23 protein-coding genes are annotated in these 24195 nt (G+C 70.2%); 15 read left to right on the plus strand and 8 right to left on the minus strand.

The features are described from left to right. The first annotated feature begins 14 nt into the window (after positions 1 to 14). A complete protein-coding gene (recG, locus tag G537_RS0111135) occupies positions 15 to 2096 on the plus strand; it encodes an ATP-dependent DNA helicase RecG (protein WP_026870193.1) in 2082 nt (693 codons plus the stop codon). Here recG and G537_RS0111140 read toward each other — a convergent pair. Further along, positions 2093 to 2869, minus strand: a complete 777-nt coding sequence (locus G537_RS0111140; protein WP_034851404.1) for a slipin family protein — start codon at positions 2867 to 2869, stop codon at positions 2093 to 2095. The genes recG and G537_RS0111140 overlap by 4 nt on opposite strands. Next, entirely contained in the window at positions 2866 to 4257 is a 1392-nt protein-coding gene (locus G537_RS0111145; RefSeq protein WP_026870195.1) for an NfeD family protein, read from the minus strand. The genes G537_RS0111140 and G537_RS0111145 overlap by 4 nt, the downstream gene beginning before the upstream one ends. Positions 4258 to 4461: 204 nt before the next feature. On the opposite strand from G537_RS0111145, the gene G537_RS0111150 reads away from it, so the two are divergent. Next, on the plus strand, positions 4462 to 5874 hold the full coding sequence (locus G537_RS0111150; protein WP_034851406.1) for an Nramp family divalent metal transporter: 1413 nt from the start codon (positions 4462 to 4464) through the stop codon (positions 5872 to 5874). Positions 5875 to 5957: 83 nt separating this feature from the next. Continuing rightward, a complete protein-coding gene (locus G537_RS0111155; RefSeq protein ID WP_051248304.1) occupies positions 5958 to 7421 on the plus strand; it encodes a DEAD/DEAH box helicase family protein in 1464 nt (487 codons plus the stop codon). A 9-nt stretch (positions 7422 to 7430) separates the two neighbouring features. Here G537_RS0111155 and G537_RS0111160 read toward each other — a convergent pair whose 3' ends face one another. Both G537_RS0111160 and G537_RS0111165 read right to left on the minus strand, forming a co-directional pair. After that, positions 7431 to 7799, minus strand: coding sequence for a GFA family protein (locus G537_RS0111160; RefSeq protein ID WP_026870198.1), 369 nt, complete (start codon positions 7797 to 7799; stop codon positions 7431 to 7433). Positions 7800 to 7864: 65 nt separating this feature from the next. Further along, a complete protein-coding gene (locus G537_RS0111165) occupies positions 7865 to 10000 on the minus strand; it encodes an FUSC family protein (protein ID WP_026870199.1) in 2136 nt (711 codons plus the stop codon). A 323-nt stretch (positions 10001 to 10323) separates the two neighbouring features. Between G537_RS0111165 and G537_RS0111170 the strand changes: the two genes are divergently transcribed. The 6 genes from G537_RS0111170 to G537_RS0111195 all read left to right on the plus strand — a co-directional run bounded on the left by G537_RS0111170 (position 10324) and on the right by G537_RS0111195 (position 16177). Then, positions 10324 to 11151 carry a metallophosphoesterase family protein gene (locus G537_RS0111170; protein ID WP_026870200.1) on the plus strand — a complete coding sequence of 276 codons (828 nt, stop codon included), beginning with the start codon at positions 10324 to 10326 and terminating at the stop codon, positions 11149 to 11151. Beyond that, positions 11148 to 12302: an ABC transporter ATP-binding protein gene (locus G537_RS0111175; protein ID WP_026870201.1), complete on the plus strand. Its 1155-nt coding sequence runs from the start codon at positions 11148 to 11150 to the stop codon at positions 12300 to 12302. Before G537_RS0111170 ends, G537_RS0111175 begins: the two co-directional genes overlap by 4 nt. Beyond that, on the plus strand, positions 12295 to 13221 hold the full coding sequence (locus tag G537_RS0111180; RefSeq protein ID WP_026870202.1) for a carbohydrate ABC transporter permease: 927 nt from the start codon (positions 12295 to 12297) through the stop codon (positions 13219 to 13221). The genes G537_RS0111175 and G537_RS0111180 overlap by 8 nt, the downstream gene beginning before the upstream one ends. After that, positions 13218 to 14054 carry a carbohydrate ABC transporter permease gene (locus G537_RS0111185; RefSeq protein ID WP_034851408.1) on the plus strand — a complete coding sequence of 279 codons (837 nt, stop codon included), beginning with the start codon at positions 13218 to 13220 and terminating at the stop codon, positions 14052 to 14054. Before G537_RS0111180 ends, G537_RS0111185 begins: the two co-directional genes overlap by 4 nt. 32 nt (positions 14055 to 14086) lie before the next feature. Continuing rightward, on the plus strand, positions 14087 to 15352 hold the full coding sequence (locus G537_RS0111190; protein ID WP_026870204.1) for an ABC transporter substrate-binding protein: 1266 nt from the start codon (positions 14087 to 14089) through the stop codon (positions 15350 to 15352). A gap of 87 nt (positions 15353 to 15439) precedes the next feature. After that, complete coding sequence (locus G537_RS0111195; RefSeq protein ID WP_026870205.1) at positions 15440 to 16177, plus strand: GNAT family N-acetyltransferase; 738 nt, start codon at positions 15440 to 15442, stop codon at positions 16175 to 16177. Between the two features lie 153 nt (positions 16178 to 16330). Here G537_RS0111195 and G537_RS0111200 read toward each other — a convergent pair whose 3' ends face one another. Continuing rightward, positions 16331 to 16801: an SRPBCC family protein gene (locus G537_RS0111200; RefSeq protein WP_026870206.1), complete on the minus strand. Its 471-nt coding sequence runs from the start codon at positions 16799 to 16801 to the stop codon at positions 16331 to 16333. Positions 16802 to 16889: 88 nt separating this feature from the next. Further along, on the minus strand, positions 16890 to 17384 hold the full coding sequence (locus G537_RS0111205) for a winged helix-turn-helix transcriptional regulator (protein ID WP_026870207.1): 495 nt from the start codon (positions 17382 to 17384) through the stop codon (positions 16890 to 16892). Positions 17385 to 17483: 99 nt separating this feature from the next. Between G537_RS0111205 and G537_RS0111210 the strand changes: the two genes are divergently transcribed. Next, complete coding sequence (locus tag G537_RS0111210; protein ID WP_026870208.1) at positions 17484 to 18059, plus strand: dihydrofolate reductase family protein; 576 nt, start codon at positions 17484 to 17486, stop codon at positions 18057 to 18059. 6 nt (positions 18060 to 18065) lie between these two features. Here the strand turns inward: G537_RS0111210 and G537_RS0111215 are convergent, their stop codons facing one another. After that, positions 18066 to 19046: a quinone oxidoreductase family protein gene (locus tag G537_RS0111215; RefSeq protein ID WP_026870209.1), complete on the minus strand. Its 981-nt coding sequence runs from the start codon at positions 19044 to 19046 to the stop codon at positions 18066 to 18068. 98 nt (positions 19047 to 19144) lie between these two features. Between G537_RS0111215 and G537_RS0111220 the strand changes: the two genes are divergently transcribed. Continuing rightward, positions 19145 to 19540 (plus strand): winged helix-turn-helix transcriptional regulator, encoded by a 396-nt coding sequence (locus G537_RS0111220; RefSeq protein ID WP_026870210.1) that lies wholly within the window; start codon positions 19145 to 19147, stop codon positions 19538 to 19540. Here the strand turns inward: G537_RS0111220 and G537_RS0111225 are convergent. Further along, on the minus strand, positions 19537 to 20034 hold the full coding sequence (locus G537_RS0111225; protein WP_034851410.1) for an Lrp/AsnC family transcriptional regulator: 498 nt from the start codon (positions 20032 to 20034) through the stop codon (positions 19537 to 19539). The two genes, G537_RS0111220 and G537_RS0111225, sit on opposite strands and share 4 nt — an antisense overlap. 82 nt (positions 20035 to 20116) lie before the next feature. On the opposite strand from G537_RS0111225, the gene G537_RS37445 reads away from it, so the two are divergent. From G537_RS37445 to G537_RS0111245, 4 genes are all read left to right on the plus strand, one after another. Further along, positions 20117 to 21274 carry an MFS transporter gene (locus tag G537_RS37445; RefSeq protein WP_211230357.1) on the plus strand — a complete coding sequence of 386 codons (1158 nt, stop codon included), beginning with the start codon at positions 20117 to 20119 and terminating at the stop codon, positions 21272 to 21274. 103 nt (positions 21275 to 21377) lie between these two features. After that, entirely contained in the window at positions 21378 to 22409 is a 1032-nt protein-coding gene (locus tag G537_RS0111235) for a type III polyketide synthase (protein WP_026870212.1), read from the plus strand. Further along, positions 22409 to 22906: an isoprenylcysteine carboxyl methyltransferase family protein gene (locus tag G537_RS0111240; protein WP_026870213.1), complete on the plus strand. Its 498-nt coding sequence runs from the start codon at positions 22409 to 22411 to the stop codon at positions 22904 to 22906. Before G537_RS0111235 ends, G537_RS0111240 begins: the two co-directional genes overlap by 1 nt. Before the next feature lie 84 nt (positions 22907 to 22990). Further along, on the plus strand, positions 22991 to 24136 hold the full coding sequence (locus G537_RS0111245) for an acyltransferase family protein (protein ID WP_026870214.1): 1146 nt from the start codon (positions 22991 to 22993) through the stop codon (positions 24134 to 24136). Positions 24137 to 24195: the final 59 nt, after the last annotated feature.

Below are 24195 nucleotides of genomic sequence, written 5' to 3' on the forward strand. Positions count from 1 at the left end.
TATAGACCCGAGCCTTGCGTCCGCAAATCCTCTTCCCGCTCTTTGCTGCCATCGAATCCCTGCACGGCATCGGCCCGAAGACCGCCCGACTGGTCGAAAGGCTGGCCGGGCCGAAGGCGCTGGACCTGCTGTGGCACCTGCCCAGCGGGGTGGTCGACCGGCGCCGACAGGTGACGCTGCGCGAGGCCCAGGCCGGCAGCATCGTCACCCTGACCCTCAGGATCGACGGCCATATCCGCGGCTCCTCCGCCCGCGCACCGCACCGGGTTCGGGCCTCGGATCCAACCGGAACGATCGACCTCGTCTTCTTCCACGCCCGGCCCGACTGGCTGGCGACGACCTTCCCGGTCGGCCAGACCCGCATCGTCTCCGGCCGGATCGAGCAGTTCCAGGGCAGCCTGCAGATGCCGCATCCCGACCGCGTCGGCACGCTCGAGGAGCGCGAGGCGATCGCGGTGATCGAGCCGATCTATCCGCTGACCGCCGGGCTGCAGCCGCGCACTTTGGCCAAGGTGATCGCCGATGCGGTCGCCCGGGCACCGGACCTGCCGGAATGGCAGGACGCCGCCTGGCTGCAGCGCCGCGGCTGGGCCGGCTGGCGGGAGTCGCTGCGCCGCGCCCATGCGCCGGAGGATGCGGCCGACCTGCTGCCCGTCGCTCCGGCCCGGCAGCGCCTGGCCTATGACGAGCTGCTGGCCAACCAGCTGGCTCTGGCGCTGTTCCGCCGCTCCACCCGCCAGCGCCCCGGCCGGCCGACCACCGGCGACGGGTCGCTTCGGACCCAGGTCGAGGCCGCCCTGCCCTTCGCCCTGACCAACGCCCAGCGCCTGGCCCTGGCCGAGATCTATGCCGACATGGCGGCGCCGACCCGGATGCTGCGGCTGCTGCAGGGCGATGTGGGCAGCGGCAAGACCGTGGTCGCCCTGATGGCCATGCTGGCGGCGGTGGAGGATGGCCGCCAGGCGGCGCTGCTGGCCCCGACCGAGATCCTGGCGCGGCAGCATCGCGAGACCCTGGCGGCGCTGCTGCAGCCGGTCGGACTGGACCCCGGCCTGCTGACCGGCCGCGACAAGGGCAAGGCAAGGAAGGAGACGCTGGCCGGCCTGGCGGACGGGTCGATCCGCATCGCCGTCGGCACCCACGCGCTGTTCCAGGAGAGCGTCGAATTCGCCGACCTGGCCGTGGCGGTGATCGACGAGCAGCACCGCTTCGGCGTGCATCAGCGTCTGCAGCTCTCGGCCAAGGGCCAGGGCGTCGACGTGCTGGTGATGACGGCGACGCCGATCCCGCGCACGCTGCAGCTGACCGCTTATGGCGACATGGAGGTGTCGAAGCTGACCGAAAAGCCGCCGGGGCGTACGCCGGTCGACACCCGCGCCGTCTCGGCTGAGCGGATCGACGAGGTGGTGGCCGGCATCGGCCGGCATCTCGCAGGCGGCGGCAAGGCCTATTGGGTGTGCCCGCTGGTCGAGGAATCGGAGACGAGCGACCTGGCTGCCGCCACCGACCGCTTCGACGACCTGCGCCGCATGTTCGGCGAGAAGGTCGGCCTCGTGCACGGCAAGATGAAGGCGGCGGAGAAGGATGCGGTGATGGCCGGCTTCGCCGAGGGCGGCATCGACCTGCTGGTCGCGACCACGGTGATCGAGGTCGGCGTCAACGTGCCTGCGGCGACGGTGATGGTGATCGAGCATGCCGAACGCTTCGGCCTGGCCCAGCTGCATCAGCTGCGCGGCCGGGTCGGGCGCGGCGACGCGGCGTCGCGCTGCATCCTGCTCTATTCGCCGCCGCTGTCGGAGACGGCGCGGCAGCGCCTGGCGACGATCCGCGAGACCGAGGACGGATTCCGCATCGCCGAGGAGGATCTGCGCCTGCGCGGCGCCGGCGAGGTGCTGGGCACGCGGCAGAGCGGCCTGCCCGAGTTCCGCGTCGCCGATATCGACTCACAAGGCGACCTGCTGGCCGCGGCGCGCGACGACGTCGCGCTGATCCTGAACAAGGACCCGGAGCTGGAGGGCCCGCGTGGCCAGGCGCTGCGCACCCTGCTGTACCTGTTCGAGCACGACAGCAGCGCGAAATACCTGCGGGCGGGTTAGCCGCGCTCGTCCTCCCCATCCGGCCGGCGGTTGAAGTGGCCGAGCAGGTCCATCGGCAGCGGGAAGACCACGGTCGAGGAGCGTTCGCCGGCGATGTCGTGCAGCGCCGCGAAGTAGCGCAGCTGCATCGCCTGCGGCTCGCGGGCCAGGGCCCGTCCGGCCTCGACCAGCTTCTCGGCGGCCTGCTGCTCACCCTCGGCGTTGATCACCTTGGCCCGGCGCAGCCGCTCCGCCTCCGCCTGCTTGGCGATCGCCCGGATCATGCTGTCGTTGAGGTCGACATGCTTGATCTCGACATTGGTGACCTTGATGCCCCAGGCATCGGTCTGCTGGTCTAGGATCTCCTGGATGTCGGCGTTGAGCCGGTCGCGTTCGGCCAGCATCTCGTCGAGATCGTGCTTGCCCAGTACCGAGCGCAGCGTGGTCTGCGCCAGCTGGCTGGTCGCCGACATGAAGTCCTCGACCGCGATGATCGCCCGCTCCGGGTCGACGATGCGGAAATAGAGCACGGCGTTGACCTTGACCGAGACGTTGTCGCGCGAGATCACGTCCTGGGTCGGCACGTCCTGGACAACCACCCGCAGGTCGACCCGCACCATCTGCTGTACGACCGGGATGAGCAGGACCAGCCCCGGTCCCTTCACCCCGGTGAAGCGGCCGAGGGTGAAGACCACGCCGCGCTGATATTCGCGCAGGATCCGGATCGCTGCGGCGATGAAGACCACCACCAGAACCGCCAGCAGGACGTAGGCCACATTGTCGAGGATGGTCATCGTCGCTCTCCATCCCGAGGTTCGGCCCGGCGCCGGACCAGGAGCGTCAGCCCGCGGACGCCTGTGACCTCCACCGTCTCGCCCGGACCGAAGCCGGCTTCGCCGCGGGCCTGCCAGCGTTCACCGCGGGCGAACACATGACCCGTGTCACCCTTCCAGTCGATGATCCGCGCCGGCAATCTCTGCATCGCCTGGGCGCCGACCCTGGCCGGACGCCGCCGGACCAGCCAGAGATGGCGGCCGACCGTGAAAACCAGCCCGGCCATCATCGCGATGGCGATGCCGATGACCGGCCAGGAGAGCTGGTACCCAGGTCCCTGGATCCGCAGCAGCATGGCGGCGCCGAGCAGGAAAGAGACGACGCCGCCCAGGCCGAGGACGACGGTGGGGTTGAAGGCCTCGACCACCAGGAAGGCGATGCCGAGCAGCATCAGCGCCAGGCCGGTGTAGTCGATCGGCAGCATGTCGAGGGCGTAGAAGCCGAGCACCAGGCAGAGCGCGCCGATGACGCCCGGGGCGACGGCGCCGGGGCTGCTGAATTCGAAGATCAGGCCGTAGACGCCGATCAGCATCAGGATGATCGCGACATTGGGGTCGGTGATGACGGACAGCAGCCGGATCAGCCAGCCGGGCTCGATCGTCTCGATCGCGAGGTTTTTGGTCTCGAGGCGCCTATGGCTTCCGTCGGACATGGTGACGCTGCGGCCGTCGATCCGCTCCAGGAGATCGGCCGGATCGCGGGCGACGAGGTCGATCACCCCGGCCGCGAGCGCGGCATTGGCCGACAGGCTGGCCGCCTCGCGGACCGCCTTCTCCGCCCATTCGGCATTGCGGCCGCGCAGCTCCGCCAGGCTGCGGATGAAGGCGACGGCGTCATTCGTCACCTTCGCCATCATCGCGTCGCCGGCTCCGCCCTTGTCCTCGTCGCCCGGGCCGGGCGCCCCCGGCAGCCCGGGCGGCGCGCCGCCGATCTGCACCGGCGTGGCGGCGCCGAGATTGGTGCCCGGCGCCATCGCCGCCACATGCGTGGCATAGAGGATGTAGGTGCCGGCGCTGGCGGCATGGGCGCCCGACGGCGCGACGAAGCCGGCGACCGGCACCGGTGAGGCCAGCACCTCGGCGATGATCTCGCGCATGCTGGTGGCGAGGCCGCCGGGCGTGTCGAGGCGCAGGACGACGACCCCGGCCTGCCGCTCCGCCGCTTCCGCCACGGCATCGTGCAGGTGACGTGCCGTGGCCGGGCCGATCGGCCCATCGATCGTGATCACCAGCGCGGGTCCGGACGGCACAGACCCGGCCGCGCCATCCTCCGCGGCCGCGGGGCTGGAGGCGGCGATCACACCGGCGACGAGAACCGCCGCAAACAGGGCCGCACGCGACACGCTCACGCTTCCGAGCTCCCTTCGAAAAGATATGGGAGCTCCGGGGCCATCCGGCCATGGGCGCGTCCTTGAGTCGGGCCACGGGTCGAGAGTGCGGTTTGGGCTCGTCTGTTGCCTCGAAATGTCGGACGATACCCTTTGGGAACCGAACGCATCAGCAAGCCAGGCGCCGACCGGGCGGATGCACGGAGCAGCGAAGGGGAAACGGCCATGACCGACATTGCCGAACGGCAAACCGCGACATTCGACGATCCCTATCACCTCACGCCCGACGGCATACGGGAGCCGCCGGTGGGCTGGGGTGCCAGCCTGAAGCACCTCGGGCCCGGTCTGATCCTCTCGGCCTCGATCGTCGGGTCGGGGGAGCTCGTCGCCACCACCACCCTCGGCGCACAAGTCGGCTTCGCCCTGCTCTGGATGGTGATCTTCTCGACCTTCGTGAAAGTGGCCGTGCAGGTCGAGCTGGCGCGCTGGACCATCTCCACCGGCCAGCCGGCCCTGACCGGCTACAACAAGGTGCCGCCGGCGGTCGGGCGCATCGGCTGGGTCAACCTACTGTGGGTCGTCATGGCGCTGTCGAAGATCCTGCAGGTCGGCGGCGTCCTGGGCGGTACCGCGCTGGCCTTCTCGATCCTGCTGCCGCTGGGCGGCGACCCGCTCGGCGCCACGTCGCTCGGGATCTGGACGGCGCTGCTGGTCTGCGTCTCGATCGCCCTGCTCTATTCCAACAACTACAACCTGATCGAGCGCGGCGCGGTGCTGCTGGTCGTGGTCTTCTCCTTCGTCACGGTGGTGATCGCGCTCGGCCTGCCCTTCACGCCCTATCCCTATGCCGCCGGCGATCTGGCGACCGGGCTGGCCCTGACCATCCCGGCCGGGGCCGTGGGCGCCGCGATCGCCATGTTCGGCATCACCGGCGTCGGCGCCGACGAGCTGACCTTCTACACCTATTGGTGCGTCGAGAAGGGCTATGCCCGGTCGGTCGGCCCCAATGACGGCAGCGAGGCCTGGAAGCGCCGCGCCCGGGGCTGGATCAGCGTGATGTACAAGGACGCCTTCCTGTCCTGGTGCATCTACACCTTCTCGACCATCGCCTTCTACATCATGGGCGCCGCGGTGCTGAACCCGCAGGGGCTGGTGCCGGCCGGCAACGAGATGATCACCACGGTATCGCGCATGTACACCGACACGCTCGGCGAATGGGCTGGGTTCCTGTTCCTGATCGGCGCGATCGCGGTGCTGGGCTCGACCCTGTGGGCCTCGATCCCGAGCTGGTCGCGGATGTATGTCAACCTGCTCGCCGTCATCGGCGCGGTGGACTGGCACGACACGCGGCAGCGGACGCGCTGGATCCGCATCTTCACCGTAGCGCTGCCGATCATCTGGGGGCTGGCCTACATGACCGTGCAGTCGCCGGTGCTGATGATCCAGATCGGCGGCGTGGCGACCGGCATCTTCCTGCTCGCGGCGGTGGTGGCGGTCTGGTACCTGCGGCGCTCCGAAACCGATCCCGACCTCTATGGCGGGGCGGCGTTCAACGCGCTGCTGGTGGTCAGCAGCATCGCGATCGTGCTGCTGGGGATCTATACCGGCGCGAATGTGCTGGGCATCAAGCTGGCCTGAAACCTGCCCCGGGGTGCGCGCATCGCACCCCGGGGCCGAATCGGGCATTGCGCTTCGTCCCGGATCGGGCCAGGAAAGCGGCAATGGAGATCATCGATCCGGCCGCCAAGATCCGCCTTGCCGATGACGGCCCCGACTTCGTGCCGCGGCCGCATCAGCTCGAGGCGCGCGACGCCATCCTGGCCGCACGCGCCCAGGGCCGGCCGGGCTTCCTCCTGGGCGACCTGACCGGGCTGGGCAAGACCCTGTCCGCCTGGCTCGCGGTCGCGGCGATGCCGGAGGACGAGGTGCTGGTGGTCTGCCCGAAGGGCGCCGTGCCGCAATGGCGCCGGACCATCGCCCGCTCCGGCACCGCGGCGAAGCGGGTGACGCTGATCAACTTCGAGAAGACCAAGTCGCTGCTGGCGCCGCCGCTGGTCAGCACCAAGCGGTCGACGCGGGCCAAGAACAACGAGCTGGCGAAGCACGGCACGCCGAAGCGGACCTGGCCGATCGTGGTGATCGACGAGGCGCACCGCATCCGCAACCCGAACTCGCAGCAGGGCCTCGTCTGCCGGCAGATGGCCGCGGCCTCCGTGTTCACGATCTATATGAGCGCGACCGCCGGCCAGGCGCCGCACGAGCTGTCCTATCTCGGCCGGCTGATGGCCGAGGCCGCGGGCGGCGGCACCGGCGACCTCGACGGCTTCCGCACCCTGATGAAGCGGCTGCGCATCGGCCGGGCCAAGGGCCGCTGGAAGAATTGGAGCTGGGACCCGAACCCGGAGGACCGCCGGGTGATGGCCGACCTCCTGTACAGGGGCCCCAGGGCGATCGGGCTGCGCCGCCGGCCGGAGGATATCGCCGGCTGGCCGGAGGTGCAGCGCGAGCTGGCGCCGACCGCTCTGGATGTCCCGGCCCGGCGGCTCTACGAGGCGACCTGGCGCGAGTTCCGGCGCGAGCTCGGCCTGGCCGGCGGCAGCACCCGCCGCGCCACCGGCTGGGCCGCCGATCTGCGCTTCCGCCAGAAGGCCAGCCTGCTGCGCATCGCTGGCACCGCCGATTTCTGCGAGGACCTGCTGGCCAACGGACAGCAGGTCGCCGTCTCCGTCGCCTTCCTGGAGACCAGCGCCATGCTGGCCGAGACGCTGCGCGGCCGCGGCTGGTCGGTCGGCGAGATCAACGGCACGCAGTCGGGCGATGCCAACGAGGATGTCCGGATCGCCTTCCAGACCGGCCGGCTGGACGCCGTGCTGTTCACGGTGACGGAGTCGATCTCGCTGCATCGCGGCGAGCTGCCGGGCGGCGAGCGCGACCGATCGCTGGTGGTGCACGACATGCGCCACAGCGCCATCCAGCTGCAGCAGATCGAGGGGCGCTGCCATCGCGACGGCGAGCGCGCCGTGATCTACTATGCCTATGCCGAGGGCACGGTGGAGGAGACGGTCGCCGCCACGGTGATCGCCCGCATGGCGTCGATGGAAGGCATGGCCGGTGACGACACCGTCCTCCTCGACGCCATCGCCGCGGTGGTCGAGACCGCGGCGATGCGGCGTGACGCAGCCTGACCGTCGCGGCTACCAGAGGTTCTTGCCGTCGATCACCTGGACCGGCACCGCGTCCAGGTCGAAGTCATCGAGCAGCCGGGCGTTGATGCTGATCTTGGGATTGCTGAAATCCGGCTGGCCGGTGCTGAAGTCCGGCGTCTCCGTGTAGGTGCCGCAGCCGCAGATCGCGCAGTGGTGATGCTGGATGGTGTAGCTGCGCCACTGATAGGTCGACACCCGGTCGCGTGCCGTCAGCAGCCTGAATTGGGCGGCCGGGTAGTAGGCCCAAAGTGCGCCGCGCTTGGCGCAGAAGGAGCAGGTGCAGCGGGTGACGCTCTCCGGCGCGGTCGGCACCTCGAACTGCGTCGCGCCGCAATGGCAGCTTCCTTTGACCGGCATGGCGTTTCCCCTCGTCGAACCGGCGGCCGATTGCCAGCCTGCCAGTGTCGCCGAGATCGGGCATCCTACGCCACAGCCCGCCGCTCCTGTTGCGATGGCGCGGCGGCCCCGGCCCCGATCACCCCGGTCAGCATCTCGACGGCATCGACCATACGGTCGGTAGCCTCCAGGAAAGCCATGATCACCGGCCGATCCGCCTCCGGCTGGCCGGCGGGGTCGAGCAGCTCGGCCAGCGCCCGATGCCGGGCCGGCAGGTCGGGCGTGACGGCCGGCGGCCGGTGGTCGCGCAACGCGGCGGCGAGCTCGCCCAGCGCCGCGGCGACGGCATGGCCGAAAGACCCGATCGCAGCATGCTTCGCCAGCGCTGCCCCGCCGTGGTCGTGCAACGCGCTCTCCAGCGCCATGCCGGCGCGCAGGATGCGGTTGGCGTTGGCGAAGATCGCCTCGGCCCGCGCCGGCTGGCCGGGATCGGCCGGCTCGATCCGCAGCCGCTCGACCGAGGCCTGGGCATTCACCCGGGCGGCACGGGCGGCAGCGCGGGCATCGGCCTGGGCCTTCGGGTCGGCGTCCAGGAGCGCCTTCAGATAGGCGGCGTAGGCGTCGAGCATGGCGGCGATCACCGGCCGCTCCCGCCCCCGCTCCCAGGTCGGCCACAGGAGATAGGCGGCCAGCGCCAGCAGGCTGCCCAGTACGGTGGCGACACCACGGTCCAGCAGGGTGTGGCCGGCAGGCTGCCCGGCCAGGCCGAGCAGCAGCACGACCACGGCGGTCAGCAGCGACACCGCCAGGCCGTAATGCACCGGCGCCAGGTAGCGGAAGCCGAAATAGAGCGGTGCGATCAAGAGCGCCTGGGCCAGCGGATGGTCGAACACGAGATAGACCACCGCCGAGGCCACCAGCAGGCCGGCCAGGGTGCCGAACATGCGCAGCAGGCCGAAGCTGACGGTGCCGCCGAAATCCGGCTTCAGCACGATCACCACCGTCATGGCGATCCAGTAGTACTGCGGCAGGCCGACGGCACGGCCCAGCGCCTCCGCCGCCACCACGCAGGCCGTGCAGCGCAGCGCATGGCGGCCGGCGGCCGAGGACAGCGACAGGTTGGCGCGCAGCGTCGCCAGCGGCGCGCCGGGGCGCAGTGCCGGAGGCTGCAGGGCGTCGCGCTCGGCCGCTCGCCGGTCGCCACGGGCGCCGGCCTCGGCGGTGTTGCGGATCGCGGCGCGCAGGGCGCCGGCCAAGCCGATCGCCCGCGCCTCCGCCAGGTGCAGGCGCGACCGCAGGAGCGGATCATGCGTCGCGTGACGGGCGTCGCGCAGCCCGGCCAGCGCCGCCTCGAAGCCCTTCAGCGCCGCCCCGCCTTCCATCGGCCGGCCTTGGCGCAGCGCCATGCCGAGGCCGCGCAGCACCACCGCCGCCTGGCGCATCACCGCGGGCAGCACCGGGTCGTCGACCTGTCCGCGCAGATCGGACAGGGCCAGCAGCTCGAGCCGGATGCGCTCGGCCAGGCCGAGCAGCACCCGAAACGCCTCCACCCCGCGGATCCGGGCGACGCCGCTGCGGGCCAGCAACTGCTGCGCCTCGCCCAGGGAATCGGCCAGCGGCATGAATTCGGTATCCTCCGGCATCGCGCGCGCGATCTCCGACAGCATGCGGTAGACCGAGGCCAGCGCATCGCGCTCCGGCTGATAAATCCTGAGCGGCCAGGCGGCGACGGAAAGCAGCGTCGCCAGCAGGCCGCCGGCGAGGAACAGGCCGGAAGCTGCCCAGGGATCGAATCCGTGGCCGGCGGTGCCGGCGGTCACCACCAGCACGATCAGGATCGCGGTGCCGCCCTGCGTCGCCACCGGGCCGAGCGCCACCAGCATGGCGAGGAGGAAGGCCGATGCCGCGAGCACCGGCAGGAAGGGCAGCCATTGCGTGCCGAGCGAGAAGCCGGCCAGCGCGGCGAGCCCGGCGCCGAGCGAGATCAGCAGCATGCGGCGCAAGCGCAGCGCATGCGGCCCCGGCGCGTCCGAGGTGACGACGTTGAGAGCGCCGCCGGCGACGGCGAGGCCGACATCGGTCTGGCCGAACAGCACGCCGAGGATCACCGGCAATGCCACGGCCAGCGCGTTGCGCAACGCCACCGGCCAGGGAATGGTGGCACGGTTCCATTGCACCAGTGCCGCGAGGAGCGGCGATCGTCGGCGGGCTTCCGTCTCCATCACCGCCATGCCGCCCCTGATGCCTCAACGATCATTCATCCGCCTGCATCGATTCGCCCCCGGGGGACATGATGCCCGCCGATGCTTCACGGCGTCGACCGTCGATCCGGTCCCGGTGGACATCGATTCTTCATCGCGACGCAACAGATCCGTCATCTCCGGCTCCTATCATCCGCGCGCCGCGAGACGCAGCGGAACCGGACACCGGCCGCGGCACCAGAGCTCGCTTTTCGACACATCCGATTGCCGCCGCTCGTCGGACCTCCGATGCGCGGGTGCTTTGCCATGACGTGCGGCGATCGGCAGCAGCAAAGGAGCCGACCGTGCGGGTGATCCAGATCACCGATACCCATCTGAGTCCCGGCAAGCGCCACTTCGCGTCGAACTGGGCGCCGCTGGCGGAGTGGCTGCAGGCCGCCCGGCCGGACCTGGTGGTCCACACCGGCGACCTCAGCGTCGACGGGGCGGATGTCGAGGCCGATCTGGAGCATTGCGCCGAGCTGCTGCGCGCCCTGCCCTTCCCGGTGCTGTCGGTGCCCGGCAACCACGATGTCGGTGATTTGCCCGGCACCCGCCAGCCGGCCAATCGCGAGCGGCTGGAGCGCTGGCGTCGCATCGTCGGGCCGGACCGCTGGGTGCACGACCAGCCCGGCTGGCGCCTGGTCGGGCTGAACAGCCAGGTCATCGGCAGCGGCGACGAGGAAGAGGCGGAACAGTTCGCCTGGCTCGAAGGCGTGCTGCAGGCCTGCGAGGGCCGCGGCGTCGTGATCTTCACCCACAAGCCGGTCTTCGTCGACCGGCCGGATGAGGGTGATACCGGTTATTGGAGCATCCGCCCGGCGCCGCGCCGCCGGCTGCTGGAGCTGTTCGAGCGGCACGGCGTGGCCCTGGTCGCCAGCGGCCACCTGCACCGCGCCTGGACCGGCGCCCAGGCCGGCACGCGCTATGTCTGGGGCCCCTCCTCCGGCTTCGTCGTCGGGCCGATGGAGCGCGACATGCCTGGCGACCGGATCCTCGGCGCCGTCATCCACACGCTGGACGAGACCGCGTCGAGCGAGATCGTGGAGCTGCCGGAGCTGCGGCCTTTCGTGATCGACGACGTGATCCACGAGGTCTATCCGCGCCACCAGCCCGCCGAGGCCGCCTCGTGACCGGGCTGGCGCTGCGCCGCATCAGCAAGGCGTTCGGCGGCAACCGCATCCTGCAGGACGTCACCATCGAGGCGGCCCCGGGCGAGTTCATCGCCCTGGTCGGACCGTCCGGCTGCGGCAAGACCACCCTGCTGCGCATCGCCGCCGGGCTGGAGCATGCCGACACCGGATCGGTGCAGCTGGGCGACCGCGACATCACCGCGCTGCGCCCGGCGGCGCGCGACATCGCCATGGTGTTCCAGTCGTACGCGCTGTACCCGCATCTGACCGCCGGGCAGAACATCGCCGTGCCGCTGGCGATGCGGCGCCTGTCGACGGCCCAGCGCCTGCCCTTCATCGGCACCCTGATGCCCGGCCAGCGCGCCCTGCGCGCGGAGATCCAGGCCCAGATGCGCGAGACCGCGGCCAGCCTGAAGATCGACCATCTGCTGGACCGCAAGCCGGGCCAGATGTCAGGCGGGCAGCGACAGCGCGTGGCCTTGGCCCGCGCGCTGGTACGCCGGCCCGCCGCCTTCCTGATGGACGAGCCCCTGTCGAATCTCGACGCCAACCTGCGGGTCCACACCCGCGGCGAGATCGTCGAACTGCACCGCCGCGCCAGCGTCACCACGCTCTACGTCACCCATGACCAGTCCGAGGCGCTGAGCATGGCCGACCGGGTGGCGGTGATGATGGGCGGCCGGCTGCTGCAACTGGACAGCCCGGCAAAGGTCTATGCCGACCCGGCGCATGTCGAAGTCGCTCAGTTCATCGGCAGCCCGCGGATCAACCTGCTGCCCGCGGTTCTGGACGAGGCGCGCGCCGCCCGCATCGGCGGCCGGGTCCTGGTCGACGGCGTCGAGGCCGCGCCCGGCACGGCGGTGACGCTGGGGGTGCGGCCGGAGGCGCTGCGCTTCCTGATGCCGGGCCAGCCCGGCCTCACGGCGACGGTGCGCCGGCTGGAATTCCTGGGCTCCGAGCTGCTGGTCTTCCTGACCCTGGCCGAGGGCGCCGAGCTGGTCGCCAAGACCGCCCCGGCCCTGGCGGCCGAGCTAGCGCCCGGTGCCTCGGTCACCCTGGCGGTGGATGCGGCCGATGTCCTGGTCTTCGGCCCGGAGGGCGGCCGCCTGACGGTGGCGGCCACGCCGTTGCGGATCGCCGCCCATGGCTGATCTCGTTCTCGACGACGGCACCGCCCGCCGGGCCGCCCGGGCCGCGGCGCGGACGGAAGGCTTCGCCGCCTGGCGCCTGTCCGCCCCGGCGGTGCTGCTTATGGCGGCGCTGATCCTGGCCCCGACCCTGGCGGTGCTGGGCTTCAGCCTGACCGATTTCGAGCTCGGTTATGACGGCGTGCAGTTCATCGGCTTCGACAACTACGCCGAGCTACTGGGCGACCGCACCTTCCTGATCTCGCTGAAGAACACCGCGGTCTACACCGCCATCGTCACCCCGGCCTCGGTGCTGCTCGGCCTCGGCGTCGCGCTGCTGATCGAGGCAGAGACGCGCGGCCGCGCGCTGTTCCGCACTGTCTACTTCCTGCCCGTCGCCTCGCTGCTGGTGGCCATGGCCACGGTCTGGCAGTACCTGCTGCATCCCAGCATCGGCCCGGTGAACGAGTTGCTGCGCCTCTTCGGCATCACCGGTCCGAACTGGCTGGGCGACAGCAAGACCGTGCTGCTGAGCCTGGCCCTGATCGGGGTGTGGCAGTCGGTCGGCTTCAACATGGTGCTGTTCCTGGCCGGGCTGACCGCGATCCCGCGCGAGCTGTACGCCGCCGCCGAGATCGACGGCGCCGCCAGCGCCTGGGACCGGTTCCGGCTGGTCACCTGGCCGATGCTGGGGCCGACCACGCTGTTCGTGATCACCATCAGCGTGGTCAATGCGGTGAAGGTGTTCGAGAGCGTCGGCACCCTGACCCAGGGCGGTCCGAACAAGGCGTCGGAGGTCCTGCTCTGGACCATCTACCAGGAAGGCTTCGTCTATCTCCGGGTCGGCTACGCCTCGGCGATGACGGTGGTGTTCCTGGCAGTATTGGTGGTGCTGATGCTGCTGCAGTACCGCGTCCTCGACCGCCGGGTGCACTACGCATGATCGGCAGGCCCTGGACCCTTTTGCGGATCGTGCGCCTGGTCCTGCTGTCGGCCGGCGCCCTGGTCTTCGTCGCGCCCTATCTGTGGATGCTGTCGGTCGCGCTGAAGCCGCAGGACGAGATCTTCTCCTCCTCCCTGTCGCTGCTGCCGCAGCGCTGGGCACTGGTCGAGAACTTCACCAAGGCGCTGACCCGGGTGCCGATGGCGCAGATCCTGCTGAATGGTGTGATCGTCTGCGGCCTGATCCTGGTGCTGCAGGTGCTGGTGGCCGTGCCTTGCGCCTACGCCATGGCCAAGCTGCGCTTCCGCGGATCGCGGGCCATGGTCACGATGATCATGCTGGGCCTCCTGGTGCCGATCCACGCCATCGCCCTGCCGATCTACGTCGCGCTGTCGGCCACCGGCACGCTGAACACCTATGTCGCGCTGGTGGCGCCCTTCACCATCTCGGTGTTCGGCATCTTCCTGTTCCTGCAGTTCTTCCGGGCGATGCCGGACGACCTGATCGCCGCGGCCCGGCTGGACGGGATGTCGGAGCTGGCGATCGTCTGGCGCGTGATCGTGCCGAACGCCTGGCCGGCGATCACCGCCTTCGCGATCTTCTCGGTCGTCGCCCATTGGAACGACCTGTTCTGGCCGCTGATCGTGGTCAGCGACACCGGGATGGCGACGCCGCCGCTGGGCCTGCTGTTCTTCCGCGCCGCCGAAGCCGGCGACGACTACGGCGCTCTGATGGCGGCGACGGTGGTCGTCACCCTGCCGCTGGTCGCCGCCTTCCTGGCCGCCCAGCGCCGCTTCATCGAAGGCATCACCCTGACCGGGCTGAAGGGCTGACCCGGTCGCATTTCTTCCAGAGAGGGGCAAACGTGAGACTGATCCGAACCGCGCTGGCGGGCATGGCGCTGGCGGCCGCGATGACCGGCGCCGCGCAGGCCGAGACCACCCTGACCGTCCACTACCCGATGCCGGGCTTCTTCAAGGACGTGATGGACACGATCTCGCAGAAGTTCATGGCCGAGCATCCGGACATCAAGATCGTCTTCGCCAGCCCGTCGCCGACCTATGAGGACGGGCTGCAGCAGATCCTGCGCCAGGCCGGTACCGCGGAGATGCCGGACATCACCTTCATCGGCCTGAACCGGCTGCGGGTGGTGGCGGAGCGCGGCATCTCGGTCGACCTCAAGCCCTTCATCGAGAAGGACGGCCACATGGCCGAGCAGGGCTTCAGCGACCACATCCTGGGCCTGGCCCAGTTCGGCGGGCAGCAGGCCGGGCTGGCCTTCGCCACCTCGAACCCGATCATGTACTACAACGCCGACCTGGTGCGGAAAGCCGGCGGCGACCCGGACACGCCGCCCAAGACCTGGGACGAGGTCCTGGCGCTCGGCGCCAAGATCAAGGCGCTGGGCGACGGCGTCGACGGCATCGACTTCCGCTGGCAGGGCGACGACTGGATGTTCAGCGCCCTCCTGTTCGGTGCCGGCGGCGAGATGCTGTCGCCGGACGAGAAGAAGGTCGCCTTCGACGGGCAGGAGGGGCTGGCCGCCTTCACCCTGGTCCAGCGCATGGTGACGGAGGGCGGCATGCCGGTCTTCACCAAGTCGGCCGGCGAGCAGGCCTTCGTCGCCGGCAAGGTCGGCTTCGCCTTCCAGACCACCGGCGCGCTGCGCAACACCATCAAGAATGTCGGCGATAAGTTCGAGCTGCGCACGGCGCCGATCCCGCTGCTGGACCCGGCCAAGGGCCAGCTGCCGACCGGCGGCAACGCGGCGGTGATGCTGACCCGCGACCCGGCCAAGCAGGAGGCGGCGTGGGAGTTCATCAAGTTCGCCGCCGGCCCCTATGGCGCCTCGGTGGTGGTGCCGGGCACCGGCTATGTCCCGAACAACGAGCTGGCGGCGAAGTCGCCCGAATATCTCGGCGACTTCTATGCCAAGAACCCGCTGTTCCGCGCCGGGCTGGAGCAGATGCCGAAGATGCGGCCCTGGTACGCCTTCCCCGGCAGCAACGGCGTGAAGGTGACCCAGACCATCGTCGACAACCTGTCGCGGGTGGTGGAGCAGAGCGCGACGCCGGAGGAGGCCCTGGCCGACGCCGCCGACGAGGTGCAGAAGCTGCTGCCGCGGCGCTGAACGGCCTGCACTCCATCTCGAATCGCCGCTAAACAGAGAAGGGGCCGAACACCCGTCCGGCCCCTTCCGCTTTTGGGGTCAGTGCCCATGTCCGCCGACGACATCGCCTGGAGAGTGGAGGAAGCCTGCCAGAACGCCTGGCCCTCGCCGCGGCAGGTGCTGCTGGGCGGCTGGCTGCTGCGGGCCTCCGGCGGCGCCACGCGACGCACCAACTCGGTGAATCCACTGCGAAGCGGGTCACATGACCCGAGCGGGATCATCGCCGCGGCCGAGAGCATCTATCGCGGCCTCGGCCGGCCGGCCATTTTCCGGGTCCCGTCGATCGCCGCGGACATGGACGGCCCGCTGGAGCGGCAGGGCTATGCCGCCGAGACCGAGACCACCACCCTGCTGGCGGATCTGGCCGATCATCGGCCGCGAGACTGCGCGAAGATCGAATTGACGGACCAGCCTGGCGAGGACTGGCTCGCGCTGCGGTCCGACCCGGCTGATCCCGTCTTCCGCTGCATGCTCGACAGTATCGTCCTGCCGAAGGTCTTCGCGGCCTGCCGGATCGACGGCCAAGTGGTGGCGAAGGCCTACGGCGTCGTGCATGACAGGCTGCTGGTGGTGGAATCCGTCGCCACCCATCCCGAGCATCGGCAACGCGGATATGGTTCGCGGACCGTCGGCCATCTGATGGATTGGGCCCTGACCCAGGGCGCCGGAGGCGCCTGCCTGCAGGTGGTGGCCGACAACACACCGGCCCTGGCGCTCTACGCGTCGCTCGGTTTCCGCACGGAGCTGTATCGCTATCACTACCGCAGCAAGGACACGGCCGGCTGACCAGACGCCGAACCTGACCTCTTCGTCATCGCGAGGAGCGAAGCGACGTGGCGATCCAGCGGCTCGATCTCTGGATGGCCACGCCCCTTCGGGGCTCGCCATGACGGTTCTGGGTTTCGGGCGGGTGGCATACGGGCACCACCCGCACTCTCTTCAGATCTTCGCCACGAGTTCCGCCAGCTGGTCGGCGCACTGGCCCCAGCCTTCGTGGAAGCCCATCTTCTCGTGCTCCTCTCGGTCGGCAACGGTCCAGTGCAGCGCCCGGGCCGTGTAGCGGGTCTTCCCGCCCTCGTCCTCGAAGGTGATGATGCCGGTGAAGAACGGCTTCTCCGACGGTTCCCAGGCCTTGGTATAGGCGTCGGTGAAGACCAGCCTCTCGTTCTTGATGATCTCGAGATAGACGCCCCGGTTCGGGAACTCGTTGCCCTCCGGGCTGCGCATCACGATCAGGTTGGAGCCGCCCGGACGCAGATCGACCTCGATCACCGGGGTGGTCCAGGGCCGCGGTACGAACCACTGCTTCATCAGCTCGGGCTCGGTCCAGGCGCGGAACAGCTTCTCGCGAGGCGCGTCGATCAGGCGGGTCAGGACGAGCTCGCGGTCGGAGGCGGGGGTGGCGGTCACGGAGGATCTCCTGGTTTGAGCGTTTGATGCCCCAAGGACGGGCCCCCCGCCGCGGTTCCGACACGGCCTCGAAAAAATTTGTGCCGGCTCAGCCGGCGGCACGGACCGCCAGGAAGGCCTCGCGCAGCCGTTCGGCGACGGTCGGGCCGCTGCGCCGGCGCGGCTGGCCGAGATGGGTGCTGCGCAGATCGTCCATGAACTCGTCCCATAGCGCCGGCCCGCCCTCCTCCAGCAGCTGGGCGCGGATCGACAGGTCGCGGGTGGCCGGCATGTGGCGGCGGCCCCAGGCGCCCATATGGGCCAACAGCGGCACCAGCTGGATCGCCTTCTCGGTCAGGCTGTAGATCGCCTTCTGCTTGTGGCTCTCATCGTCGGTGCGGGTCAGGAACCCGGCCTCGGTCAGGCGCTTCAGCCGGTCGGCCAGGATGTTGGAGGCGATCCCCTCCTCCGACTGGGTCAGCAGCTCCCGGAAGTGCCGCCGGTCGCCGAACATGATGTCTCGGATCACCAGCAGGCTCCAGCGGTCGCCCAAGGCTTCGAGGGTCAGATTGATCGGACAGCCGGATCGCGGTTCGCTGCTCATTCGGGGTCGCTCCTTTTCCGCTTGCAATATGCAATCAGAATGGATAGAACGCAACCAGTTGCTGTATACAATCAGATAAAAGCAACCCGGAGGACACCCATGCGCAAGGCCATCCTGTCGATGTTCATCAGCCTGGACGGCTACATCAACGGGCCGAAGGGGGAGTTCGTGCCGCCGCAATGGTCGGACGACCTGGCGACGCACTGGTCCGGCTATGCCCTGGAGCGGGCCGGGCACCTGCTCTACGGCCGGGTCAACTTCCTGTTCAACAAGACGTTCTGGGAGCCGGCGGCGATCGACCCGAGCAGCCCGGCGGCCGGCATTCCCTGGGCCCAGGTGATGAACCGGCTGCCCAAGACCGTGTTCTCGACCACGCTGACCGGCGATCCCGGCTGGAACGGCACGGTGGTGCGCGACGACCTGGAGAGTGCCATCGCGCGGCTGAAGGCGGAGGGCGAGGGAGACCTGTTCATGTTCGGCGGCGCCGGCATCGCCCAGAGCTTCGTCGCCCGCGACCTGTTCGACGAGTACCGGCTGATGGTGACGCCGACCCTGTTCGGCGACGGCAAGCGGCTGTTCGAACCGGGCTTCGACCGCATCGACCTCGAGCTGATCGAGACCCGGCCGCTCGACACCGGCGCCGTGATCCTGCACTACCGGCGAGAGCGCGGCTGAGCCTTCCTACGGGATGAGCACGATCTTGCCGGTGCTCTTGCGATCCTCCAGCGCCCGGTGCGCCTCGGCGGCCTGGTCCAGACGATAGCGGCCGCCCTGGACTACCCGCAGCGCGCCGGACGCGGCCAGGGCGAACAGCTCCGCCAGATCGGCCCGCAGGCCGTCGGGCGTCAGCAGCGGCAGCAGAGCGAAACCCCTCAGGGACTGGTTCCCGAGGATCATGTTTTCCAGATCGGCCGCCCCGAGCTCGAACCGGCCCAGCGCGCCGAACACCAGCTCGCCACCCGGCGCCAACGCGTCGAGGCAGGCCCCGGTCACGGCGCCCCCGACCGTATCGTAGGCGATGTCAACGCCCGCACCGCCGGTCGCGTCGTGGACCTGGGCGGCCCAGCCGGGCTCGCCATAATCGATGCATAGATCCGCCCCGAGGCTGCGGGCGACATCCAGCTTCGCCCGCCCGCCCGCCGCAGCGATCACCCGCTCCGCGCCGGCACGCCGAGCCAACTGCAGCAGCAGCGAGCCGACGCCGCCGGCCGCGGCGGTGACCAGCACCGTTCGCCCGCGAGGCGGACTCCGCCGAACCAGATGCAGCGCCGACAGGCCCTGCACCAGCAGCGCCGCGGAATCCTCGAAGGACAGACCGTCGGGCAGCGGCACGACGGAGACGGCGTCGACGGAGACGTACTCGACATAGCCGCCGGTGGGCCGGCCGATCGCGAACATCGGCACCGCGACCCGCGCATCGATCAGCGCCACATCGCCCCCTTCCCCCACCGCCTCGACCTCTCCCGCCACCTCGACACCCGGGACCATCGGCAGCTCGGGCGTCACGGCATAGAGGTTCCGGCGCAGCAGCGTCTCGAAATAGTTCACCCCGGCGGCGCGCACCCGGACCAGCACCTCGCCGGGACCGGGCCGCGGGGTTGGAAGATCAACAACTTCAAGCACCTCGGGCCCGCCGAAGCGGCTGAACTGGACGGCTTTCATGACCTCACCTGGCGTTGGACAGCGTGAGGCGCCTTTTGCCAGTATGCCGCCTGGCGGCTCTACACACCCTTTCGTTCCATACTGACCAGAAGGTGACCATGGCCGAGACGATCAAGCGGTTGCCGGTGCTGCCGGTGGAACGCGCCTTCAAGGTGATCGGCGGCCGTTGGAAGGCGGTCATCCTCTACCACCTGTTCGACGGCCCTCGGCGGCTGTCGCAGCTCAAGCGGTCACTGCCCGAGATCAGCCAGAAGGTGCTGATCCAGCAGCTGCGCGAGATGGAGGAGCATGGCCTGGTCCATCGCGAGATCTTCCGCCAGGTGCCGCCACGGGTGGATTATTCGGCCACGGCGCTGGGGCTGAGCCTGGAACCGGTGCTGCGCGCGCTGTGCGACTGGGGCCAACGCCACGCCGCCGCGCTGGACGAGCTGGACCGCCTGGCCGAATGCCGCCTGCGGCCCGCGCAGCCCGCGGATGCCTCGTCCGCGGCCTAATCGGCCGGCAGCGCCCCGCGCTCGAGATGCGAGCTGAGCACGATATAGCTGCGCGTGCCCTGGACGCCGGGGATGTCGTAGATCACTCGCAGCAGGTCCTCCAGCCCCTGGGCGTCCTGCGTCCGCACCTTCAGCAGGACGCAGGTGTCGCCGGTGACGGTGTGGATCTCCTCCACATCCGGCAGTTTCGACAGGGCGAGCATCTCCGGAGTCTTGCCCCAGCCGGTCGTGTTGACATGGATGAAGGCCAGAATCGGCTTGCCGAGCTTGCGCCCGTCCAGCGCCGCCACAGTGGCCTTGATCACCCCGTCGCGCTTCAGCCGCTTCACCCGCTCATGCACCGCCGGCGGCGACAGGTTCAGCGCCCGGCCGAGTTCGGCGTAGCTGAGCGTCGCATCGGTCGCGAGCAGCCCTAACAGCTTTCGGTCGACGGCGTCGACGGAGGGGTCTTCGGCAGACCGGCGCCGAACCGCTTTCGTATTTTCGATGACCACGAGAATCGCCCTTTTTGACCGAACCAGGTTCGGCGATTATCGCCTCATGCCCGAACATCATCAACATCAGGCCGCTGTTTCGGTGCAGACCTCGATTCTGACCGCCGGCATCGCCGTGGTCGGCTCGAACTCGCTGGTGCTGAGTCCGATCCTGGGCGACGTCGCCACGGCGATGGCGGCGACGCCGGTGGCCGTGTCGCGCGCCATCGCCGCTTATGGCGGGGCGACCGCACTGTCGGCCTTCCTGCTGGCGCCGCAGATCGACCGCATCGGCCCGCGCCGAGCGCTGCTCGGCGGCATGATCGGGCTGGCTATGGCGACGCTGCTCTCCGCCTTTGCCGTGCATTGGCTGATGCTGGCAGCGGCCCAGGCGTTGGCCGGGCTCGGCGCGGGGGTGATTCTGCCCTCGATCTACACCCTGGCGACCACCATTGCGCCGCCGGGCCGGGAATCGCGGGTGCTGGGCCGGGTGCTGACCGGCTGGTCGATCTCGCTGGTGGCCGGAGTGCCGGCCGCGGCCCTGGTGGCAGAGACGATGGGCTGGCGCGCGGTCTTCCTGCTGCTGGCCGGCCTGGCGGTCCTGGCCCTGTTCGGCACCGCCCGGCTGCCGGCACCGCCGACTCGCCCCCGGGGGGCACGGCCGGGGCTGGGAGCGCTGGTCGCCCCCCTCGCCTATCCCGGCGTGCCGGCGCTGCTGGCGATCTGCCTCGGCTTCATGGCTGCCTTCTACGGCGTCTACGCCTTCCTCGGCGACCATGTGCGGGCTGCGCTGGGCCTCACGGCCGGCCAGGCCGGGCTGATCGTGCTGACCTACGGCATCGGCTTCGGCGCCGCCAGCCTGGGCGACGGGCTGGTCGACCGGCTGGGACCGCGCCGGCTGTTCCCGATGGTGCTGCTGGCGGTGGCGGCGATCTATGTGCTGATGCTGCTGGCCACGCACAGCTTCACCGCGATCGCCGCGCTGGCCGGGCTGTGGGGCTTCGCCAATCATTTCGGGCTGAACATCCTGGTGCTGCTGCTGTCCCGGGCGAAGCCGGAGGCCCGCGGTGCCGTGCTGGGGCTGAACAGCGCCGTCACCTATCTCGGCACCCTGACCGGCACCGGCCTGGCTGGGATCGGCTATGCTGCCGCCGGCTTCCCGCCGCTGGCGACGGGCGCGGCCGCCGCCTGCCTCGCCGCCGCCCTTGTCGCCGCGACGGTCCTGCGGCCGCGGCGGATCACCGGCCCTGCGGCATCCTGACCTGCTCCGCGAGCGCAACGCGGCGGCCGCCCTTTCCGAACAGCCTGGACGGACCAGTTTCCCTGGTCTGACCCTGAGCGGGATGGCCCCGCGGAGGTAGAGCATGCCCAGGCTCGCGGGGCTGGCCACGGCCGTGCCCCGACACGTGATCACCCAGGCCGAGGCGCGCGACGGCGCACGGCGCGTCTTCGCGGCACGGCCGGAGCTGTTCGAGCGTATGGCTCCGATCTACGACGCGGCCGGAATCGATACCCGCCGTTCCGCCGTGCCGCTGGACTGGTACTTCGCCCCGCATGACTGGCACGACCGCAGCGCGGTGTTCCTCGACACGGCGCTCGACCTGCTGGAGGACGCGGCAAGGCGCTGCCTGGACGAAGGCGGCATCGGCGCCGGCGAGGTCGACGCCATCGTCACCATCTGCTCGACCGGCATCGCCACGCCCAGCCTCGACGCGCGCTTGATGGAGCGGCTGCCGTTCCGGCCGGACGCGGTGCGGCTGCCGGTGTTCGGCCTCGGCTGCGCCGGTGGGGTGCTGGGCCTCGCCCGGGCCGCGGCCTTGTCGCGCGCGCTCAACGGCACGGTGCTGCTGCTGGTGGTGGAGCTGTGCGGCCCGACCTTCCGCCGCGGCGACCTGACCAAGAGCAACGTCGTCGCCACCGCGCTGTTCGGCGACGGCGCCGCCGCTGTGCTGATCCGGCCGGAGGATGGCGTGCCCGCCCTCGGCCCGACCGGCGAGCACCGCTGGCCCGGCACCCTTGACGTGATGGGCTGGTCGGTCGAAGCCGACGGCCTCGGCGTGATCTTCTCGCGCGACATTCCGGCCCTGGTGCGACGCGACATGCGGCCGGCGGCGGAGGCCTTCCTCGCCCGCCACGGGCTCGGCCTCGGCGATCTTTCCGGCTTTGTGTTCCACCCCGGCGGCACCAAGGTGGTCGAGGCGCTGCGCGATGCCTTCGACCTGCCGGAGACGGCGATGGCGGCCGAACGGGCGGTGCTGCGCCGCTACGGCAACATGTCGGCGGTGACGGTGCTGTTCGTGCTGGCGGAAAAGCGCCGGTCGATGACCGGGCGCTGGCTGCTGAGCGCGCTGGGCCCCGGCTTCTGCGCCGGCTTCGCCGTGCTGGACTGCGGCTGATGCTGGGCTGGGCGCAATGGGTGGCGCTGCTGGTGGCGGCGCAGCGCCTGGGCGAACTGGCCTATGCCCGCCGAAACGAGGCGCGGCTGCGCGCGCAAGGCGCGGTCGAGAGCGGCGCCCGGCACTATCCGCTGTTCATCCTGCTGCACGGCGGCTGGCTGCTGGCGATCTTCCTGCTGGTTCCGGCGGACCAGGCTCCGGCTTGGCTGCTGCTGTCGCTGTTCCTGCTGCTGCAAGCTGGACGGGTCTGGGTGGTGGCGACGCTGGGGCCGTACTGGACCACGCGGGTGCTGAGCCTGCCTGGCGCCCCGCTGGTGCGCCGCGGCCCCTATCGCTGGCTGCGGCACCCCAATTATCTCATCGTCACCGCCGAGATCGCGGTGCTGCCGCTGGTCTTCGATGCCTGGGTGATCGCGATCGTCTTCTCGCTCGCCAATGCGCTGCTGCTGCGTCACCGCATCGGCATCGAGGAGCAGGCGCTAACCGGGCGGGGCTGAGACGGGACGCCGCAGCCCGGGGAACGATCCGTCCGCCCGATGGTTCGGTCCATCAGGCGCCTTCAACAACAGCATTCCGGGGTCATGGCCGAGGCATCCCTTCGCAGCCAGCAGCAATACTTTCCCGCCCTCACCGCACTGCGTGGCATCGCCGCGCTCTGCGTCGTTCTGTTCCACTATTCGGTCGGATCCTTCCCGAACCTGCACCCGACCGATCTGACCTTCTTCTTCGGCAAGAGCTATCTCTTCGTCGACCTGTTCTTCGCGCTCAGCGGCTTCATTCTGATGCATGTCTATGGGCGCAGCTTCGCCGACGGGCCGTCCGCGGCGAAGCTAGGCCCCTTCCTGCGGGCCCGGTTCGCGCGGCTGTACCCGCTGCACCTGGTCGTGCTGGGCGGCTTCGTTCTGCTGGAGCTGGTGAAGCTCGCGGTCGACCGCTCGGGCCTCGACGCCTTCGGCGGCTCCCACACCCTCGCCACCCTGCCGGGCAGCCTGCTGCTGCTGAACGCGGCCGGAATCTACGACACCATCACCTGGAACGGGCCGTCCTGGTCGATCAGCGCCGAATGGATCGTCGGCCTCGCCTTCCCGTTGCTGGTGCCGGTGGTCGCCCGGCTGCGCCCGGCCGGGCTGCTCCTGCTGTACGTGGCAACCCTGGTCGGCTTCGCCCTGCTTTCGGCCGGGCCGCAGCTCGATCTCGACCTGACCAGTGACTGGGGCGTGCCGCGCTGCTTTCTCGGCTTCATCGGCGGCATGATCCTCCACCGCGTCTGGCAGAACGGCGCCCCGGGATGGATGGCGACAGACATCGCGGCATTGACGGTCGCCGCAGCCATCGTTCTGGCCATGCATCTGAACATGCGCGGCGTCTTCGTGGTGCCGTTGTTCGGCCTCCTGATCCTCTGCCTGGCGCAGAACACGGCGCGGGCGGGCCGGGCGCTGGGCAGCCGTCTGATGATCTTCCTCGGCGACATCTCCTACGCCGTCTACCTGGCCCAGATGCTGCTGCTCGACAGCGTGCATCTGGGCTGGCGCTTGGCCACCGGGCACGAGCTGAAGGATGCGGGGTTCTCCGCGGCGCAGTCGGTGGCGGTCATCGCCGCGATGGTCGCGGCGCTGTTGCCGCTCGCGGTCCTGCTCCACCGCTGGGTCGAGGTTCCGGCGCGCGATCGGCTCCGCCGGGCCGCCCCGGGACGTGCGCTGCGCCCCGCCTTCGGCCGGTCGGGCTGATTAACCCAGAATGGGCTCTGGCGGGCGCGGCCCGCCGGCCCTATCCTGGCGCGTTTTCT

Origin of the sequence: Inquilinus limosus DSM 16000 (assembly GCF_000423185.1) — a bacterium.
Classification (GTDB): Bacteria; Pseudomonadota; Alphaproteobacteria; order DSM-16000; family Inquilinaceae; genus Inquilinus; species Inquilinus limosus.

Coding starts and splice junctions, on each gene's coding strand:
- G537_RS0111140 (WP_034851404.1), bottom strand. CDS start 2,869: ATGACCATCCTCGACAATGTGGCCTACGTCCTGCTGGCGGTTCTGGTG.
- G537_RS0111150 (WP_034851406.1), top strand. CDS start 4,462: ATGACCGACATTGCCGAACGGCAAACCGCGACATTCGACGATCCCTAT.
- G537_RS0111155 (WP_051248304.1), top strand. CDS start 5,958: ATGGAGATCATCGATCCGGCCGCCAAGATCCGCCTTGCCGATGACGGC.
- G537_RS0111160 (WP_026870198.1), bottom strand. CDS start 7,799: ATGCCGGTCAAAGGAAGCTGCCATTGCGGCGCGACGCAGTTCGAGGTG.
- G537_RS0111165 (WP_026870199.1), bottom strand. CDS start 10,000: ATGGAGACGGAAGCCCGCCGACGATCGCCGCTCCTCGCGGCACTGGTG.
- G537_RS0111180 (WP_026870202.1), top strand. CDS start 12,295: ATGGCTGATCTCGTTCTCGACGACGGCACCGCCCGCCGGGCCGCCCGG.
- G537_RS0111185 (WP_034851408.1), top strand. CDS start 13,218: ATGATCGGCAGGCCCTGGACCCTTTTGCGGATCGTGCGCCTGGTCCTG.
- G537_RS0111195 (WP_026870205.1), top strand. CDS start 15,440: ATGTCCGCCGACGACATCGCCTGGAGAGTGGAGGAAGCCTGCCAGAAC.
- G537_RS0111205 (WP_026870207.1), bottom strand. CDS start 17,384: ATGAGCAGCGAACCGCGATCCGGCTGTCCGATCAATCTGACCCTCGAA.
- G537_RS0111210 (WP_026870208.1), top strand. CDS start 17,484: ATGCGCAAGGCCATCCTGTCGATGTTCATCAGCCTGGACGGCTACATC.
- G537_RS0111215 (WP_026870209.1), bottom strand. CDS start 19,046: ATGAAAGCCGTCCAGTTCAGCCGCTTCGGCGGGCCCGAGGTGCTTGAA.
- G537_RS0111220 (WP_026870210.1), top strand. CDS start 19,145: ATGGCCGAGACGATCAAGCGGTTGCCGGTGCTGCCGGTGGAACGCGCC.
- G537_RS0111235 (WP_026870212.1), top strand. CDS start 21,378: ATGCCCAGGCTCGCGGGGCTGGCCACGGCCGTGCCCCGACACGTGATC.
- G537_RS0111240 (WP_026870213.1), top strand. CDS start 22,409: ATGCTGGGCTGGGCGCAATGGGTGGCGCTGCTGGTGGCGGCGCAGCGC.
- G537_RS0111245 (WP_026870214.1), top strand. CDS start 22,991: ATGGCCGAGGCATCCCTTCGCAGCCAGCAGCAATACTTTCCCGCCCTC.